Origin of the sequence: Dokdonia sp. Asnod3-C12 (genome assembly GCF_045063975.1) — a bacterium.
Taxonomy (GTDB): Bacteria; Bacteroidota; Bacteroidia; order Flavobacteriales; family Flavobacteriaceae; genus Dokdonia.
The window spans coordinates 2,278,051-2,296,556 of the sequence record NZ_JBEFNY010000003.1 but is presented as its reverse complement, the minus strand read 5'-3'; the positions used below and the strand labels follow the sequence as shown (position 1 = coordinate 2,296,556).

Genomic DNA, 18,506 nt, shown 5'->3' with positions numbered 1-18,506 from the left:
CAATAAACAAATAGCATTATGAAACTATCACAAATTAAAACAGCTTTACAAGAGTTAAAAACAATTTCTTTCCAGTTGCCAGATGGCTCTTTAGTTCCTAATCACTTTCACGTTACAGAAGTGGGAAAAGTCACTAAGAATTTTATTGACTGCGGAGGTACCGTACGTTATGAAGAAGTTGCAAATTTCCAACTTTGGAATGCAGATGATTATGATCACAGACTTCACCCAGGAAAGTTACTAGATATCATCCAACTTTCTGAAAAGATGTTACACATAGGAGATCTTGAGATTGAGGTAGAGTACCAAGCAGAAACGATAGGGAAATTTGGGCTTGACTTTGATGGCACTTCATTTTTACTCACAAGTAAGCAAACAGATTGCCTTGCAAAAGATAATTGTGGTATTCCTGAGGAAAAGACCAAGCTACAATTTGCTGATATACCAGCAGGAAGTTCTTGTGAACCAGGTAGCGGATGTTGCTAGTAAATCTCTTATAAACATTGTCATCATGGCTATAAATAGAACGGCACTATTTCCAGAAATAGTAACAACAATAGAAAGATTATCAACTGCTTCGATATCTGAGGAGCGCAAAGCAGTCTTGCAACCACTAGCAGATTATATACAGTCTAAGGCTTCCAACAAAGAAGCCATTAGACTTAATTTTATTTGTACTCACAACTCACGTAGGAGTCACCTGTCGCAAGTATGGGCACAGGCAATGGCAGGCTACTTTGATATATCAAACGTGTCTTGCTATTCTGGTGGTACGGAAGCAACGGCGCTCTTCCCGATGGCAGCACAAACACTTGAGGGTGCAGGTTTTCAAATATTGGTGATGTCACCATCTGAAAACCCAGTGTACAGCATCAAATATGGAAGCAATGAGCAGCCAGTAATCGGATTTTCAAAAACAATAGATCATGCTTTCAACCCTAGTAGTAAGTTTGGAGCAATCATGACTTGCTCCCAAGCAGATGAAGGCTGTCCTTTTGTGCCAGGTGCAGAAAAACGTTTTCCTATAACTTATGATGACCCAAAAACGTTTGATAATACTCCGCAACAAGTAGAAAAATATCAAGAACGAAGTCTACAAATCGCAACCGAATTACTATTTGTATTCGCTCAAATAAAAGCATAACATGGCACCAAAGAAATTAAATTTTTTAGATAGAAATCTTACGCTTTGGATTTTTGTAGCAATGGCTATAGGCGTTGGTTTAGGGTACTTTATACCTTCCTTTCCAGATGTCATTAACTCATTTAACAGCGGAACCACAAATATCCCTATCGCGATAGGATTAATATTGATGATGTATCCGCCGCTTGCCAAAGTGAATTATGCCTTATTACCTAAAGTGTTTAAAAACACAAAGATTCTTTCTATTTCGCTATTACTTAACTGGATTGTAGGTCCGGTTTTGATGTTTATTCTAGCGATTACATTCCTAAGAGATTATCCTGAATATATGGTCGGGCTTATTTTAATAGGTCTGGCGAGATGTATCGCCATGGTACTAGTCTGGAATGATCTTGCAGAAGGGAGTAGCGAGTATGGCGCAGGACTTGTCGCACTTAACAGCGTGTTTCAAGTGTTTGCATATAGCTTTTATGCCTGGTTGTTTATAACGGTGCTTCCACCCTACTTTGGCTTTGAGGGAGCAATCATAGATATCTCTATTGCTACTATAGCAGAGAGCGTAGCCATTTATTTAGGACTACCCTTTTTACTAGGTATCTTGAGCCGACTTATCTTAGTCAAACTAAAAGGAGAGCATTGGTATACAAATACTTTTATCCCAACCATATCACCATTGACGTTAATTGCATTGCTTTTTACCATTATTGTGATGTTTTCACTTAAAGGGGAGCTCATTGTTCAAATACCTATGGACGTGGTAATTATTGCTATCCCAATGCTCATATACTTTACATTGATGTTTATCATAGGTTTCTTTGTGACCAAAGCTACTGGAGCTGATTATGACAAAACAACAGCTGTAGCGTTTACAGCAGCAGGAAACAACTTTGAGCTAGCAATTGCAGTAGCTATTGCAGTGTTTGGGCTTAATTCTGGACAAGCATTTACAGGCGTTATTGGTCCGCTAGTAGAAGTGCCGGCGTTGATATTACTGGTGCGGGTTTCCTACTGGTTGCGTAAAAAATATTACAAGAAAGCAGCATTATAGTACAAACTTATTACAGTAAGAAAAGAGAGGTCTACTTGTGATTAAGTGAACCTCTCTTTTTATTTAATATTAATTAGGGGTCGGTAATCTTTTCTTTCAAACTCCCTAGCGCTAAGTCATTTTACTTCATAAAAGCCGCTTTGCGTAGGATTCAGTTCTTATTTTTGCAAGTTCATTGAATTACATTTTGTGCGACATTTAAAAACTCACTTTCACCCTGATATCACCACGCTAGATAATAAAAAAATTTTACAGCGGTTGAGCACGAGAAGTATTACCACACAAGGTAACCGCATCTTACTCATGTATACTGAGCGATATGAGGATTACAGTCTCCCCGGTGGAGGTCTTGATGAAGGAGAAGATATGATTGTTGGGATGATGAGAGAACTCAACGAAGAAACTGGTGCAACGGGAATACAAAACATAAAACCCTTCGGGATTTATGAAGAATATAGACCTTGGTACAAAGCAGATTATGATGTGCAGCACATGATTTCATATTGCTACACTTGTGAGATTAATGAAACGCTAGGAGATTCAAGCCTGGAAGATTACGAGAAAGGCAATGGAATGAAGGCTGTTTGGATAGACATTGAAGAGGCGATTGCTCACAACCAACATACGATAGCAACTAGTGGCAAACAGGGAATGTCTATCGTGAGAGAAACCTATTTACTCACCCTTATCGCCGCACAGCTCAACAACAATAACCACTTATAAAAAACAACATGGAGATAATAGACTGGATACAAGATTGGTTCAAAGGAAATTGTGATGGCGACTGGGAACAAGGAGAAGTTATCCAGATCACAACATTAGATAACCCTGGATGGGAGCTAGAGATTGACGTCTCAAACACCTCTTTAGCTATGATCACCATCCCATGGATTCTCAATGAAAACAGTAAAGATGATTGGTACGGTGTGAAAATTGAGAACCAAAGATTCAGCGCTTCAGGTGATGCTGGAAAATTGAAATTCTTACTAGGTCTCTTTAGAGAAACTGTAGAGAAAATTGAAGGAATGGATGCATAAGATCTTTTTAAAAATTGATTTTACTCTTCAATAACAACTACATATTTTCCTTCTCTATATTAACTTTTAATAGGCACGCTTTCGCGAAAGCGTGGAAAAGCAACAATATCTGGAACTATTGAAACTGCTCAGAAATATGTAGAACAACTACAACAGATGTATACTAAATCGCTTCTTGATGTAAACATCATACTTATTGAATTGAAACGTGATTAACTAATTTGCAGCGTAGTATACAGTGATTCTATTAGTTATATAACGATAGATTATTTGATTCTAGATATGCTATGTACGGTATTAATAAATACTCCTTATAAAAAGGCCTTTTACGTTCCCTTTACATTTCTAAGTTATTTTCAAACTTATGACGGTCAAACTTGTAATCAAGCACATGCTTACATTACCGAGCAATTACAACAGAGTAAATTTATAAATACTGCAGGTGAGCGTGAGCAGCATATGTTCCTTAAAAAATTACAAAACAAAATTAATGCGTTAGAGCAATTAATTTCGGCAAGTGATACGCTTGGTTTTAAGTAATCCAAATTTCATTATTTCCCATTAATAAAATAATAGTAAAAAAAAACTGCTTCTCGATGGAGAAGCAGTTTTTCACTTTTTCGCGAAAGCGAAACTAGTATTATCCTTTATTTTGATTTTTGAACTTATCAAACTCACCTAGCTTTTTAGCTTTTGGCCAGCTGTTGTTGTCAGTATCAATATCTGCTGTTTCAAGATCTGGATCTACGGTAATCTTTACGATCTCCTTATCTGATGCGATTGCTTTACTTACTTCTGCATCATTCTTTCTCCATACTTGAGCTGGATACGTTACTTTTTTCTTAGAACCATCTGCATACTCATACTCTACGATAATAGGCATTGGGATTCCTCCTGGCTTTTCAAAAACAACTTTGTATAAGAACTTAGGTGTATTGATTTTTGCACGCTCTTCTGGAGTAAAGTTATCCATAAGATACTCCTTAAGTGTAGATGAAGATTCTAAAATATCTCTACCTCTCATATCTTCTGTAAACTCTGGGCTATCCTCATCTACTACATAGATTGCGTCAATAGCGCTAGGATCTGTAACACCGTAACGAGCAAGTAATTCTTTACCAGCTGCTGTTACATTATCTGTAATATAGTATTGCTTTACTTCTTTAAGACCTATATCTACAGCTTCTGTGCTATAAAACCATCCTCTCCAGAACCAGTCAAGATCTACTGCAGATGCATCTTCCATTGTACGGAAGAAATCTTCTGGGCTTGGGTGTTTAAACATCCATCTCTGAGCGTACGTTTTAAATGCATGATCAAAAAGCTCATGACCCATTACTGTCTCACGAAGTATGTTTAATGCTGTTGCTGGCTTACCATATGCATTTGCACCAAGGTTGAAAGCATTTTCTGGGTTAGACATGATAGGTGCTATATATTCTTGATTTCCTTTCATGTATCCTACAATCTTAGATGGCGCTCCACGTCTAGAAGGGTATGCGTCATTTCCTTTGATTGCATTAGGGAAATTCTGTCCAAATTCTTGCTCTGTAAGAAATTGCATAAAGGTATCTAGACCTTCATCCATCCATCCCCACTGGCGCTCATCACTGTTTACAATCATAGGGAAGTAGTTATGACCTACCTCGTGTATAATTACAGAGATCATCCCGAATTTTGTTCTGTCACTATATGTTCCATCCTCGTTAGGACGTCCATAGTTCCAGCAAATCATAGGGTACTCCATTCCTTGTCCTTTTGCGTGTACCGAGATTGCTTTAGGGTAAGGATAGTTAAATGTATATTTTGAGTATGTATCAAGTGTTTGTACAATAGCCTTAGTAGAATACTCTTCCCATAATGGGTTTCCTTCTGGAGGGTAGATAGAAATTGCCATCACATCACGTTCTGGGAATTTTACTGCCTGTGCATCCATAATATAACGACGAGATGATGTAAATGCAAAATCACGTACATTCTCTGCTTTAAGCTTCCATGTTTGTGTTGCTTTTACATTTCCTGCAGCAAGCTTCTCTGCCTCTGCTTGTGTACGGATAATTACAGGCTTGTCGTAAGACTTCTTTGCCTGCTCCCAGCGCTTCATTTCTTCTTTACTGTAAACGTCTTTTAAGTTTGTAATCTCACCAGTACCATCAAGTAAGTGATCTTTAGGAACTGTAATATCTACTTCGTAATTACCAAATGGTAATGCAAATTCTCCATTACCCCAGAACTGGTAGTTCTGCCATCCTTCTACATCATTATAAACCGCCATTCTTGGAAAGAACTGAGCGATAATGTAACCCTTGTTACCATCTGCATAAGTTTCATAACCAGAACGAGCACGATCTACCGTGTGCTCAGGAACTAAGTAATTCCATTTAATTGAAAACGTATAAGTATCTCCAGCCTTAAGTGGTTGTGGCATATCAATACGCATCATTGTCCAGTTAATAGTGTGCTTTAAATCACGACCATTTGCTTTTACTTCTTGGATTTTAAAACCTCCGTCAAAAGGCTCACTTTTCATGAAAGAACCAACAAAAGAACCTGGCTGAGATACAGCTCCAACTCCTTCACCGTTTTTCTCCTTTGCCGGAGAGTCTTTTTCTCTCACATTTTGATCAAGTTGTACCCATAAGTACTCAAGATCGTCTGGTGAGTTGTTTGTGTAAGTAATAGTTTCAGAACCTTGGATAATCTGTGTATCATCGTTAAGGTTAATAGACATTTTATAGTCTGCAGTGTTCTGGTAGTACGCGTGACCAGGCGCACCAGAAGCAGTTCTATACTCATTAGGAGTAGACATCTCATTGTAAAGTTGTCTAAACCTGTTTGTGTTTTCGTGTCCCATAGGACGCTCTTGTGTTTGTTCTTCTTGAGCAAAAGCGCTTGTCCCTAGAAGTAAAAATGCCGCGAGCAGCATATACGTGTAACGAATCATAAGTTTGTTGAATTTGTTTTATCGCTTAAAAATAGCCAAACAATGAAGGGGTTAAGGCTTTATTTGGTAAAATTTAACAAGCCTTTAGCATTTGCCGCAGTAAGAAGAAAGCTTTTCTTTTTTCCAGCTATAGTTGTGTGAACCATATTTTTCTGATCTGGAAATACATCCATAAGTAATGTGCTCTCAATTTCAAACGTATTTATTGCCGTAACATCAAGCACTTCTAGATAACAAACTACGTAGTCGTCCTCATACTTTTTACCCACAAAATTCATCTTGCGTCGCTCTCCGTTTACAGTAATAAGCATCTTTTTTTGAAAGTATTTTACGAGATACTTATCAAGCTCTTCTTGATCTGATGCCGCATCTACAACAACATCGGTGTCATAACGTTCTTGAATTACAGCTTCTAGATCATCATAAAACAATCGAGTGATTATCTGTATGGATTGTGCCTCCTCATTATAATTGAGATCTGTAACACTTAGATAGTACTTATGTATTGATGCTGCAATAATTAAAGGTGCAACAACTAGAAGTAGAATGATTTTTTTCATAGTGGAATTAATGGATGGGTTACGCTTTCGCGAAAGCGTACTTATTCGTTGTCAACAAATATGCCACAGCTTAATCTTTTTTCATCAAGGCTTTATATGCAGCAGATTTTTTTATCATGAAATCGAGTAAACCTAATGCATTATTTGCGTCTACAAGTTCCTTAGCTTTTGGATCTTCAAAAGTGTAATACACGAAGTCCTCTATATATTCTTTCTCAATATTAAGCTCATTCATATATATACTATCTGAAAATGTGTACCTGCTTTCTTGAACTAACTTTTCAAAACGAGAAACTTCAATATGCTTCTTAAGCATTTTCAACCTTCCGGTAATGGAGTTTATGAGTCCATCTATAGGTATCCCTCCCCCACTAGAGATCGCAGTATGGTAACGACGTTCTTCTACCGTGCGTGGTGGCGCGGTATTTTCTGGAATACCTAGGTCTGTAGGTGTGATTGTGCGCTCATAAGTTGTACTCCCTATATCTTTAGTAATATCTCCCGTGAGGTCTGTATTGCTTATGTTTACCTGATCTAACTCTGTAATTTTTGGGATAAGATATAAGGTAATCTTACCTCGATTATACATTGTCTCATTTACAACAAATTGTCTTGGCTCATATTGTACAGCGCTTATATTAATAGTATCATTAAGACGAGTTTCTATAGAAAACTGTCCATTACTGGAGGTAATCGTACCGCGTCGCATGTTGAGGTTTACAATGGTAAGATTTGCCTTATCTATAGTATCATTAAGAACCTGTCCTTCTAGCATAATCGTATCCTGACTTACCGCAGTAAGCGCACTCATAAATAATAGTGCTACTAATAGATATTTATTCATTGTTCTCATCATTTTTAGGTAAGACGCTTTCGGCGGCTTTTAGTTTCAAATATACGGGAGATTTTGTGAGCATAAAGTCTAGCAAGCCCAAAGTATTACCTTCGTTTGCTATTGCCTCTGCTTGCTCATCTTCAAAAACATAATAGACAAAATCTAAAATAAGCTCATCAGGAATATTGAGTGACTTGATGTACATACTGTCATTAAAGTTATCCCTATTACCCTCCACCAACGCTCTGAATTTTGAAATTTCGAGCTGTTTTTTAAGCATTTTTGTGCGACCAGTTATCGCATTTATAAGCGATCCTAGTGGGCCTGCACCTCCTGTTGCTCCATAAAACCTGCGTTCTTCGGCAGTCATTGTAGGTCTAGCATTTGCTGGAATACCTAAGTCTCTTGGATCAATAAAAACTTGCAAAGGAACAGCATTTAAATCTTTAGACAAATCACCAGTTAAGGTTATATTGCTTACAACAACCTCGTCAAGTTCATTCACCTTGGGTTCTAAGTAAAAGGAAATCTTGCCTCTACCATATATTACTGGAGTCACAACAATCTGTCTACTCTCATATTGCACAGCACTAATATTGATTGTGTCATGCACTCTTACAGGAATTTCAAAAACTCCATTTGCATTTGTGGTAGCACCTCTTTTAAGCGTAAGATTGACAATATTGAGTTGACTTACTCCTATCGTATCGTTAAGAACGGTACCGGTAAGGGTTGTTACTTCTTGACCTAATCCCGAAAAGGCAACAGTAGATATTATAAGTAGTAATAGTCTTTTCATTAATTCCCTTTAAGTTGCGCACCTTGTGCTAGGAGCAAGATCTTATATTCCTTTTGCTTAGATAGTAAATATTCAAGTGTACTCAGCTTATTTTTTAAATCAACATCTGTTAACTGCTCGTCATCTTTAAGCACCCAAAATGTAAAATCATCAATGTATTCTTCTGCTATTTGTAGCGAACTAGTAAAAACAGCATCTGCATAATAGTTTCTCAGTTGATCAACCCTTTTTTGATATTCCATAATCTCAACCGCCCTTTTAAGACGTTTAGTCTTTCCAGAAAGCTTATTGATAATTCCATCTAATGAAACATCTAACCTAAGATTTTGCCTTCCTACTTGATCTGGCGGTCTCGATGTTGCTGTATGCAATCTGCGATATTCGACGGCAATGGGCTTTCTCTTAACACCAAGCGCCTTAGGTCTAACTACAAGTTTTACTTCCTTTGCATCTTTCTTAATATTACCTGATAGCCCATTATTTGATAATTGAACCGTTTGTAGTTCGCTCACATCAGGAGTCATAAACACTTCAATTAACCCACCATCATATATCTTATTAGTAACCGTAAGTTGTTCTGTTTTAAACTGCAGTGCTTTAATTATTAGGGTATCTCCTTTGCGTACCTCAATATTGAATGTCCCCTTAGCACTAGTGATGGTTCCTTTTTTTGTTGTGATATTGGCTACTGTCACTTGCCCTACATCATCCTTTATATTAAGTAACTTCCCCGTAATTTCACGAGATTCTTGACCATTTAAAATGGTGCCACACATAAACATTACCAGCAAAAATAATCTCATTTACAATCAGTTAGTCCTTTCAAAGAAAACTGTAACTACCCCAAAAAACAATCAATACAGCTCTAAAATTTTGTTAATTGGCAATCACATGATCACTAGTTTGTATTTTTACCCAAAGCTTTACAATGTCTAAAAACCTTATCATAGCAAGCACCTCCACTATTCATGGCAGTGCTTATCTAGAATATTTACTCCCTACCCTTAAAAAACTATATACCGGTGTCGATGAGATATTATTTATCCCATACGCACGACCAGGAGGCATAACTCATGACGATTATACAGCCATTGCTCAGAAAGCATTCTCAAAAATCAATAAAAAGGTAATAGGGATTCATACTTATAAAGACGCTGCAGAAGCAATAAAGGTTGCCCAAGGAATTTTTACAGGTGGTGGGAATACATTTGTTTTAGTAAACCAGCTCTATAAAAATGCGGTGATGCAACCACTCAGAGAAGTATTACTTAAAGGCACTCCATACTTAGGGACTAGTGCTGGAAGTAATATTTGTGGACTTACGATGCAAACTACAAATGACATGCCTATAAGTTACCCACCTAGCTTTAAGACACTAGGGATGGTTCCTTTTAATATCAATCCGCATTATTTAGATCCAGACACAAACTCTACGCACATGGGAGAGACTAGAGAAACTAGAATAAAGGAATACCACGCTTATAATACGGTACCCGTAATAGGTATAAGAGAAGGAAGCTGGATTCGAGTAGAAGGAAAAAAAATCACTTTAGAAGGAACTCTTTCGGCTAGAGTATTTGAACAAAACAAAACTCCCTACGAGATAGACACAAATACACTTCTCACTTTCTAAGAATTACGCTTTCGCGAAAACATCTTCTTTTAACCCACAGATCCTAAAACGTTTAAATCTCGTATATACATAGTGTAGTGATTTAAATCCATAAAAAAAAGGCTCTACATTAATGTAGAGCCTTTTCTATTGGAGCGGGAGACCAGGTTCGAACTGGCGACATTCAGCTTGGAAGGCTGACGCTCTACCAACTGAGCTACTCCCGCATTTATTGAAGTTTAACTTCAAATGGTATTAACATCAAGTCATGTTTGATATTAAAGCGTGGCAAAAATAGTTTTTTTTTAGATACTTGCAAGAAAAATACAAAAAATATTTACTAGCTAACATTTTTCAAAAAAGTGCCTTTCGTCGATACTAAACAACACTTAATCTACAACCAACTGATTGCCAACAGGGCTTGTAAACACCAATTATTCAACATAAAAAAAAAGTTTATTTTAGAAGTAGTCCGATGCTCTTGACATAAATATGTTGACCTAAAAACATCTATAAAGACAACTGATTTAGAATAAAATTACCCTATTTAATTACATCTTAAATGAAAAAATTACTAATCCTTTCGTGCTTTTTATTATTATCGATATCTGCCTTTGGTCAGGTAAAGATAGGTGACAATCCAAATACAATTAATGGCTCTTCTCTACTAGAACTTGAGAGCACCAACAAGGTCTTAGTTGCCACTAGAGTAAGCACAAGTCAAATGAATGCAATCACACCACTTTCTGGAGGTTTAGTATTCAATACTGATGAAAATTGCTTTTTCCAATACACAGGATCAAACTGGCAGAGCTTATGCCAGATAGCTTCAATGATTGTTGATAATAACGATGGCACATACACTTATACAGATGCCAATGGAAACTCTCAAATTATCAATACTCAAGCTTCTTCTAACCCATATGACAACTCAAATTCAGGACTTGTAGGGACAAACGTACAAGATGCTATAGATGAAGTTAATACAGCAATAGGTAATGTTACAATTGTAGACAACGGTGATGGAACTTATAATTTTACAGACCCAAGCGGAACCACAACTACCATTGCAGATACTTCAATTTCTACTTTAGTTGATAATGGAGACGGAACATACACGTATACAGATGAAACTGGGGCAACGCAAATAATTGACACTACTGCATCTGGGAATATTTTTGAAAATAATGGCACCGGACTTTCCTCAGATACCGTACAAGAAGCAATAGAAGAAATCAATGCCGCAGTAGGAACCGTTGCACTCGTTGATAACGGAGATGGAACTTACGACTTTACAGATGCTAGCGGGACTACTACAACAATTACAGACACTTCTATTTCGACATTAGTTGACAACGGAAATGGAACTTACACTTACACTGATGAAACTGGAGCGACTCAAATAATCGACACAAACGCCTCTGCAAATCCTTATGACAATACAACTTCTGGACTAACAGCAACAAATGTGCAGGACGCTATAGATGAAATTACAGGAGCTTTAAGTGCTGTAAACGTAACTTTAGTAGACAATGGTGATGGGACATATACTTTTACTGACGTATTTGGTAATGAAACTACGATTGCTGATACATCTGTATCAACACTAGTTGACAATGCAGACGGAACATATACGTACACTGATGAAACTGGAGCTACGCAAGTAATCGACACAAATGCTTCTGCAAATCCATATGACAATACAACGTCAGGACTAGCAGCAACAAACGTTCAAGACGCCATTGACGAAATCAACGCTGCAGCAGGAACAGTAGCACTTGTAGATAACGGTGACGGAACATACAGCTTCACTGACGCAAGCGGAACCACAACTACCATCGCAGATACTTCTATCTCAACACTAGTTGACAACGCAGATGGAACATATACGTACACTGATGAAACAGGAGCAACACAAGTAATTGACACAAACGCTTCTGCAAATCCATATGACAATACAACGTCAGGACTAGCAGCAACAAACGTTCAAGACGCCATTGACGAAATCAACGCTGCAGCAGGAACAGTAGCACTTGTAGATAACGGTGACGGAACATACAGCTTCACTGACGCAAGCGGAACCACAACTACCATCGCAGATACTTCTATCTCAACACTAGTTGACAACGCAGATGGAACATATACGTACACTGATGAAACAGGAGCAACACAAGTAATTGACACAAACGCTTCTGCAAATCCATATGACAATACAACGTCAGGACTAGCAGCAACAAACGTTCAAGACGCCATTGACGAAATCAACGCTGCAGCAGGAACAGTAGCACTTGTAGATAACGGTGACGGAACATACAGCTTCACTGACGCAAGCGGAACCACAACTACCATCGCAGATACTTCTATCTCAACACTAGTTGACAACGCAGATGGAACATATACGTACACTGATGAAACAGGAGCAACACAAGTAATTGACACAAACGCTTCTGCAAATCCTTATGATAATACAACTTCAGGGCTAGCAGCTACAAACGTACAAGACGCTATTGATGAAATCAACGCTGCAGCAGGAACAGTAGCACTTGTAGATAACGGTGACGGAACATATGATTTCACTGATGCAAGCGGAACTACAACGACTATCGCAGATACATCTATCTCGACACTCGTTGACAACGCAGATGGAACATATACATACACTGATGAAACTGGAGCAACGCAAGTAATTGATACAAACGCTTCTGCAAATCCATATGACAATACAACCTCAGGACTAACAGCAACAAATGTTCAAGACGCCATTGATGAAGTCAACGCAGCAGCAGTAACAGTTGCCCTAGTAGATAACGGTGACGGAACTTACGACTTCACTGACGCAAGTGGAACCACAACTACCATCGCAGATACTTCTGTATCAACGCTAGTTGACAACACAGATGGAACATATACGTACACAGATGAAACTGGCGCAACACAAGTAATCGACACAAACGCTTCTGCAAATCCATATGACAATACAACGTCTGGACTAGCAGCAACAAACGTGCAAGACGCCATTGACGAAATCAACGCAGCAGCAGGAACAGTAGCGCTCGTAGATAACGGTGACGGAACTTATGACTTTACAGACGCAAGTGGAACCACAACTACCATCGCAGATACTTCTATCTCAACACTCGTAGACAACGCAGACGGAACATACACCTACACTGATGAAACCGGAGCTACGCAAGTAATCGACACAAACGCTTCTGCAAATCCTTATGACAATACAACGTCAGGACTAGCAGCAACAAATGTGCAAGATGCAATCGACGAAATCAACGCAGCAGCAGGAACAGTAGCGCTCGTGGATAACGGTGACGGAACATACGACTTCACTGACGCAAGTGGAACCACAACTACTATCGCAGATACTTCTGTATCAACGCTAGTTGACAATGGCAATGGAACTTATGGTTATACCGATGAAACTGGAATAACCACAGTAATTGATACCAACGGCTTTAATATCACAAATACCGTAGCAGGTAATACAATTGCAACGGTTACTGACGCGGCAGGAAATGCAACAGATATTAATGAAACTGTAACAACATTTGCCGATGCAATGGATGGCTTAATTACTTATACAGATGAAAATGGAGATCCACAAACTGTAGCTAAGTCCGATATTACAGACAATGGAAACGGAACGTATACATTTACTAACAACGATGGTTCTGATGTCGTCATAAACACAAACGGGATAGTTGTTGCAGATATTAACGACGGAAAGATTATTGCGACGATCACAGAAGCTGACGGAACACTAACTAACATAGAAGAAACAGTAACAGCAATAGCTATCACAGCAGGAGAACTTACCTATGCAAATGAAGATGCAACTAATGCAAACGTAAACCTGATTTCTACAGATACAGATAACAACATTACTGCTGGAACTGACGGAGCATTATTTGTAGATGTATCTGCAGAGGAAACAGTAACGGATGTAACAGACTTAAATGCTGCTGCAAGTACAAACCTGATTGGAACCTACAACAATGAAGAGGGAGATCCTTTTGCTATAAATGAAACAGTCACTACTGTTACAGCAACAGCAACAACAGGAAATACCATTGCTACATACACTAATGAAGATCCAGCAGCAACTCCAGTAGATATCAATGAAACAGTAACAGCAATAGCTATCGCAGCCGGGGAACTTACCTATGCAAATGAAGATGCAACTAATGCAAATGTGAACCTAATATCAGCAGACGCAGATAACAATATTACTGCAGGAACTGACGGAGCATTATTTGTAGATGTATCTGCAGAAGAAACAGTAACGGATGTAACAGACTTAAATGCTGCTGCAAGCACAAACCTGATTGGAACTTACAATAACGAAGAAGGAGATCCTTTTACTATCAATGAAACAGTAACTACTGTAACTGCAACAGCACTAACAGGAAATACTATCGCAACATACACTAATGAAGATCCAGCAGCAACTCCAGTAGATATCAATGAAACAGTAACTGAATTAGCAATCGCAGCAGGAGAACTTACCTACGCAAACGAAGATGCAACTAATGATAATGTGAATCTAATCTCAGCAGATGCAGATAACAACATTACTGCTGGAACTGACGGAGCACTATTTGTTGATGTATCTGCAGAAGAAACAGTAACGGATGTAACAGACATAAATGCTGCTGCAAGTACAAACCTGATTGGAACATATAACAATGAAGAAGGTGATCCTTTTGCTATCAATGAAACAGTAACAGCAATAGCTATCGCAGCAGGGGAACTTACATACGCAAATGAAGATGCTACCAACGCAAATGTGAACCTAATCTCAGCAGATGCAGATAACAATATTACTGCAGGAACTGACGGAGCATTATTTGTAGATGTATCTGCAGAAGAAACAGTAACGGATGTAACAGACTTAAATGCTGCTGCAAGCACAAACCTTATTGGAACCTACAACAATGAAGAGGGAGATCCTTTTGCTATCAATGAAACAGTAACAGCAATAGCTATCGCAGCAGGTGAACTTACCTATGCAAATGAAGATGCAACTAATGCAAATGTGAACCTAATATCAGCAGACGCAGATAACAATATAACTGCAGGAACTGACGGAGCATTATTTGTAGATGTATCTGCAGAAGAAACAGTAACAGATGTTACAGACTTAAATGCTGCTGCAAGTACAAACCTGATTGGAACTTACAACAATGAAGAAGGAGATCCTTTTGCTATCAATGAAACTGTAACAGCAATAGCTATCGCAGCAGGTGAACTTACCTACGCAAATGAAGATGCTACCAACGCAAATGTGAACCTAATCTCGGCAGATGCTGACAACAACGTCACTGCAGGATCTGACGGAGCACTATTTGTTGATGTATCTGCAGAAGAAACAGTAACGGATGTAACAGACTTAAATGCTGCTGCAAGTACAAACTTGATTGGAACCTACAACAATGAAGAGGGAGATCCTTTTGCTATAAATGAAACAGTCACTACTGTTACAGCAACAGCAACAACAGGAAATACCATTGCTACATACACTAATGAAGATCCAGCAGCAACTCCAGTAGATATCAATGAAACAGTAACAGCAATAGCTATCGCAGCCGGGGAACTTACCTATGCAAATGAAGATGCAACTAATGCAAATGTGAACCTAATATCAGCAGACGCAGATAACAATATTACTGCAGGAACTGACGGAGCACTATTTGTTGATGTATCTGCAGAGGAAACAGTAACAGATGTAACAGACTTAAACGCTGCTGCAAGTACGAACCTCATTGGAACTTACAATAATGAAGAAGGAGACCCTTTTGCTATCAATGAAACAGTAACAGCAATAGCTATCGCAGCCGGTGAACTTACCTACGCAAATGAAGATGCAACTAATGCAAATGTGAACCTAATCTCAGCAGATGCTGATAACAACGTCACTGCAGGAACTGACGGAGCACTATTTGTAGATGTATCTGCAGAGGAAACAGTAACAGATGTTACAGACTTAAATGCTGCTGCAAGTACAAACCTGATTGGAACTTACAATAACGAAGAAGGAGATCCTTTCGCTATCAATGAAACTGTAACTACTGTTACAGCAACAGCAGCAACAGGGAATACCATTGCTACCTACACTAATGAAGATCCAGCAGCAACTCCAGTAGATATCAATGAAACAGTAACAGCAATAGCTATCGCAGCCGGGGAACTTACATACGCAAATGAAGATGCTACCAATGCTAATGTGAACTTAATCTCAGCAGATGCAGATAACAACATTACTGCTGGAACTGACGGAGCACTATTTGTTGATGTATCTGCAGAAGAAACAGTAACGGATGTAACAGACATAAATGCTGCTGCAAGTACAAACCTTATTGGAACATATAACAATGAAGAAGGTGATCCTTTTGCTATCAATGAAACAGTAACAGCAATAGCTATCGCAGCAGGGGAACTTACATACGCAAATGAAGATGCTACCAATGCAAATGTGAACCTAATCTCAGCAGATGCAGATAACAACATTACTGCAGGAACTGACGGAGCACTATTTGTTGATGTATCTGCAGAAGAAACAGTAACGGATGTTACAGACATAAATGCTGCTGCAAGTACAAACCTGATTGGAACTTACAATAACGAAGAAGGAGATCCTTTTACTATCAATGAGACAGTAACAGCAATAGCTATCGCAGCCGGGGAACTTACCTATGCAAATGAAGATGCAACTAATGCAAATGTGAACCTAATATCAGCAGACCCAGATAACAATATTACTGCAGGAACTGACGGAGCATTATTTGTAGATGTATCTGCAGAAGAAACAGTAACGGATGTAACAGACTTAAATGCTGCTGCAAGCACAAACCTGATTGGAACTTACAACAATGAAGAAGGTGATCCTTTTGCTATAAATGAAACAGTAACAGCAATAGCTATCGCAGCCGGGGAACTTACCTACGCAAATGAAGATGCTACCAATGCTAATGTGAACTTAATCTCAGCAGATGCAGATAACAACATTACTGCAGGAACTGATGGAGCATTATTTGTTGATGTATCTGCAGAAGAAACAGTAACAGATGTAACAGACTTAAATGCTGCTGCAAGTACAAACCTGATTGGAACTTACAACAATGAAGAAGGTGATCCTTTTGCTATCAATGAAACAGTAACTACTGTTACAGCAACAGCAGCAACAGGAAATACTATCGCAACATACACTAATGAAGATCCAGCAGCAACTCCAGTAGATATCAATGAAACAGTAACAGCAATAGCTATCGCAGCAGGGGAACTTACATACGCAAATGAAGATGCTACCAACGCAAATGTGAACCTAATCTCAGCAGATGCAGATAACAACATTACTGCAGGAACTGACGGAGCATTATTTGTAGATGTATCTGCAGAAGAAACAGTAACAGATGTTACAGACTTAAATGCTGCTGCAAGTACAAACCTGATTGGAACTTACAATAACGAAGAAGGAGATCCTTTTGCTATCAATGAAACTGTAACAGCAATAGCTATCGCAGCAGGTGAACTTACCTACGCAAATGAAGATGCAACTAATGCAAATGTGAACCTAATCTCAGCAGATGCAGATAACAACATTACTGCAGGAACTGACGGAGCACTATTTGTTGATGTATCTGCAGAAGAAACAGTAACGGATGTAACAGACATAAATGCTGCTGCAAGTACAAACCTGATTGGAACTTACAATAACGAAGAAGGAGATCCTTTTACTATCAATGAAACAGTAACAGCAATAGCTATCGCAGCCGGTGAACTTACCTATGCAAATGAAGATGCAACTAATGATAATGTGAACCTAATATCAGCAGACGCAGATAACAACATTACTGCTGGAACTGACGGAGCATTATTTGTTGATGTATCTGCAGAAGAAACAGCAACAGATGTAACAGACTTAAATGCTGCTGCAAGTACAAACCTGATTGGAACTTACAATAATGAAGAAGGAGATCCTTTTGCTATAAATGAAACAGTAACCACTTTTGTACAAAACGACACTCCTACTATTACAGATGCTACAGCAACTGGAGAAATCACTTATACAGATGAAGCTGGTAATCCTTTTACGGCTCAGGTTGTAAGCGCAGATGCAGATAACGCACTTTCGGTGGGAACAGACGGCGGTGCATATTTAGCTGTTGCACCAACTATATACGCTACAGGTAAAGTTGCCCCAGCTGGGGGAGGCGCTATTTTTAACGCTACAGCAGTTAAGGTTACTACAAATAACACTAGTGGAGGAAATACAAATGGGGATTATAGAATAACATTCGCATCACCGCTGCCAAGTGCTAATTATGTGATTCAATTAACGGTTCTAGATCGAAACGGTGCTGGTAATGACGACCCAGATTCAAGCTATTACAATCAAACTGCTGATGGATTTACTGTTAATATTGGAGACAATGATAATGGCGGAACTGATAGAGCAGATTTTGACTCAGAATTTATGTTTACTGTAATTACCATCCCTGGATTTTAAAACAACACA

At 38.6% G+C, this 18,506-nt stretch carries 13 protein-coding genes and 1 tRNA gene; 8 read left to right on the top strand and 6 right to left on the bottom strand.

Annotated elements, in window-relative coordinates:
* The first annotated feature begins 18 nt into the window (after window positions 1-18).
* The 6 genes from ACJJVW_RS10395 to ACJJVW_RS10370 all read left to right on the top strand — a co-directional run bounded on the left by ACJJVW_RS10395 (window position 19) and on the right by ACJJVW_RS10370 (window position 3,769).
* Window positions 19-486, top strand: a complete 468-nt coding sequence (locus tag ACJJVW_RS10395) for a DUF6428 family protein (protein WP_298326748.1) — start codon at window positions 19-21, stop codon at window positions 484-486.
* A gap of 25 nt (window positions 487-511) precedes the next feature.
* Complete coding sequence (locus tag ACJJVW_RS10390; protein ID WP_405251742.1) at window positions 512-1,144, top strand: low molecular weight phosphatase family protein; 633 nt, start codon at window positions 512-514, stop codon at window positions 1,142-1,144.
* Between the two features lies 1 nt (window position 1,145).
* The gene (arsB, locus tag ACJJVW_RS10385) at window positions 1,146-2,192 is read left to right on the top strand and encodes an ACR3 family arsenite efflux transporter (protein WP_405251740.1); all 1,047 of its coding nucleotides are present in this window, start codon (window positions 1,146-1,148) and stop codon (window positions 2,190-2,192) included.
* Between the two features lie 189 nt (window positions 2,193-2,381).
* A complete protein-coding gene (locus tag ACJJVW_RS10380; RefSeq protein ID WP_405251738.1) occupies window positions 2,382-2,915 on the top strand; it encodes an NUDIX hydrolase in 534 nt (177 codons plus the stop codon).
* A gap of 8 nt (window positions 2,916-2,923) precedes the next feature.
* Window positions 2,924-3,229 carry an immunity 53 family protein gene (locus ACJJVW_RS10375; protein ID WP_379952977.1) on the top strand — a complete coding sequence of 102 codons (306 nt, stop codon included), beginning with the start codon at window positions 2,924-2,926 and terminating at the stop codon, window positions 3,227-3,229.
* Window positions 3,230-3,499: 270 nt separating this feature from the next.
* Window positions 3,500-3,769: a hypothetical protein gene (locus ACJJVW_RS10370; protein WP_379952976.1), complete on the top strand. Its 270-nt coding sequence runs from the start codon at window positions 3,500-3,502 to the stop codon at window positions 3,767-3,769.
* Window positions 3,770-3,869: 100 nt separating this feature from the next.
* Here the strand turns inward: ACJJVW_RS10370 and ACJJVW_RS10365 are convergent, their stop codons facing one another.
* From ACJJVW_RS10365 to ACJJVW_RS10345, 5 genes are all read right to left on the bottom strand, one after another.
* Entirely contained in the window at window positions 3,870-6,173 is a 2,304-nt protein-coding gene (locus ACJJVW_RS10365) for a M1 family metallopeptidase (RefSeq protein WP_405226747.1), read from the bottom strand.
* A 59-nt stretch (window positions 6,174-6,232) separates the two neighbouring features.
* Window positions 6,233-6,733 carry a DUF6702 family protein gene (locus ACJJVW_RS10360; protein WP_405251735.1) on the bottom strand — a complete coding sequence of 167 codons (501 nt, stop codon included), beginning with the start codon at window positions 6,731-6,733 and terminating at the stop codon, window positions 6,233-6,235.
* A gap of 70 nt (window positions 6,734-6,803) precedes the next feature.
* Window positions 6,804-7,577, bottom strand: coding sequence for a hypothetical protein (locus ACJJVW_RS10355; RefSeq protein WP_298326773.1), 774 nt, complete (start codon window positions 7,575-7,577; stop codon window positions 6,804-6,806).
* On the bottom strand, window positions 7,570-8,367 hold the full coding sequence (locus ACJJVW_RS10350; RefSeq protein ID WP_405251733.1) for a carboxypeptidase-like regulatory domain-containing protein: 798 nt from the start codon (window positions 8,365-8,367) through the stop codon (window positions 7,570-7,572). The genes ACJJVW_RS10355 and ACJJVW_RS10350 overlap by 8 nt, the downstream gene beginning before the upstream one ends.
* Window positions 8,367-9,170, bottom strand: a complete 804-nt coding sequence (locus tag ACJJVW_RS10345) for a hypothetical protein (RefSeq protein WP_405251731.1) — start codon at window positions 9,168-9,170, stop codon at window positions 8,367-8,369. The genes ACJJVW_RS10350 and ACJJVW_RS10345 overlap by 1 nt, the downstream gene beginning before the upstream one ends.
* Window positions 9,171-9,295: 125 nt before the next feature.
* Between ACJJVW_RS10345 and pepE the strand changes: the two genes are divergently transcribed.
* Window positions 9,296-10,000 (top strand): dipeptidase PepE, encoded by a 705-nt coding sequence (gene pepE / locus ACJJVW_RS10340; RefSeq protein ID WP_405251729.1) that lies wholly within the window; start codon window positions 9,296-9,298, stop codon window positions 9,998-10,000.
* A gap of 130 nt (window positions 10,001-10,130) precedes the next feature.
* On the opposite strand, the gene ACJJVW_RS10335 is transcribed toward pepE, so the two are convergent.
* Window positions 10,131-10,206: transfer RNA gene (locus ACJJVW_RS10335), tRNA-Gly, on the bottom strand.
* Window positions 10,207-10,541: 335 nt separating this feature from the next.
* Here ACJJVW_RS10335 and ACJJVW_RS10330 point away from each other — a divergent pair.
* A complete protein-coding gene (locus tag ACJJVW_RS10330) occupies window positions 10,542-18,497 on the top strand; it encodes a beta strand repeat-containing protein (RefSeq protein ID WP_405251727.1) in 7,956 nt (2,651 codons plus the stop codon).
* Window positions 18,498-18,506 lie beyond the last annotated feature (9 nt).

Excerpts from the sequence above, each read along its gene's own strand:
- ACJJVW_RS10395 (WP_298326748.1), top strand. The coding sequence starts at position 19 with ATGAAACTATCACAAATTAAAACAGCTTTACAAGAGTTAAAAACAATT.
- ACJJVW_RS10390 (WP_405251742.1), top strand. The coding sequence starts at position 512 with ATGGCTATAAATAGAACGGCACTATTTCCAGAAATAGTAACAACAATA.
- arsB (WP_405251740.1), top strand. The coding sequence starts at position 1,146 with ATGGCACCAAAGAAATTAAATTTTTTAGATAGAAATCTTACGCTTTGG.
- ACJJVW_RS10375 (WP_379952977.1), top strand. The coding sequence starts at position 2,924 with ATGGAGATAATAGACTGGATACAAGATTGGTTCAAAGGAAATTGTGAT.
- ACJJVW_RS10365 (WP_405226747.1), bottom strand. The coding sequence starts at position 6,173 with ATGATTCGTTACACGTATATGCTGCTCGCGGCATTTTTACTTCTAGGG.
- ACJJVW_RS10360 (WP_405251735.1), bottom strand. The coding sequence starts at position 6,733 with ATGAAAAAAATCATTCTACTTCTAGTTGTTGCACCTTTAATTATTGCA.
- ACJJVW_RS10355 (WP_298326773.1), bottom strand. The coding sequence starts at position 7,577 with ATGAATAAATATCTATTAGTAGCACTATTATTTATGAGTGCGCTTACT.
- ACJJVW_RS10350 (WP_405251733.1), bottom strand. The coding sequence starts at position 8,367 with ATGAAAAGACTATTACTACTTATAATATCTACTGTTGCCTTTTCGGGA.
- ACJJVW_RS10345 (WP_405251731.1), bottom strand. The coding sequence starts at position 9,170 with ATGAGATTATTTTTGCTGGTAATGTTTATGTGTGGCACCATTTTAAAT.
- pepE (WP_405251729.1), top strand. The coding sequence starts at position 9,296 with ATGTCTAAAAACCTTATCATAGCAAGCACCTCCACTATTCATGGCAGT.
- ACJJVW_RS10330 (WP_405251727.1), top strand. The coding sequence starts at position 10,542 with ATGAAAAAATTACTAATCCTTTCGTGCTTTTTATTATTATCGATATCT.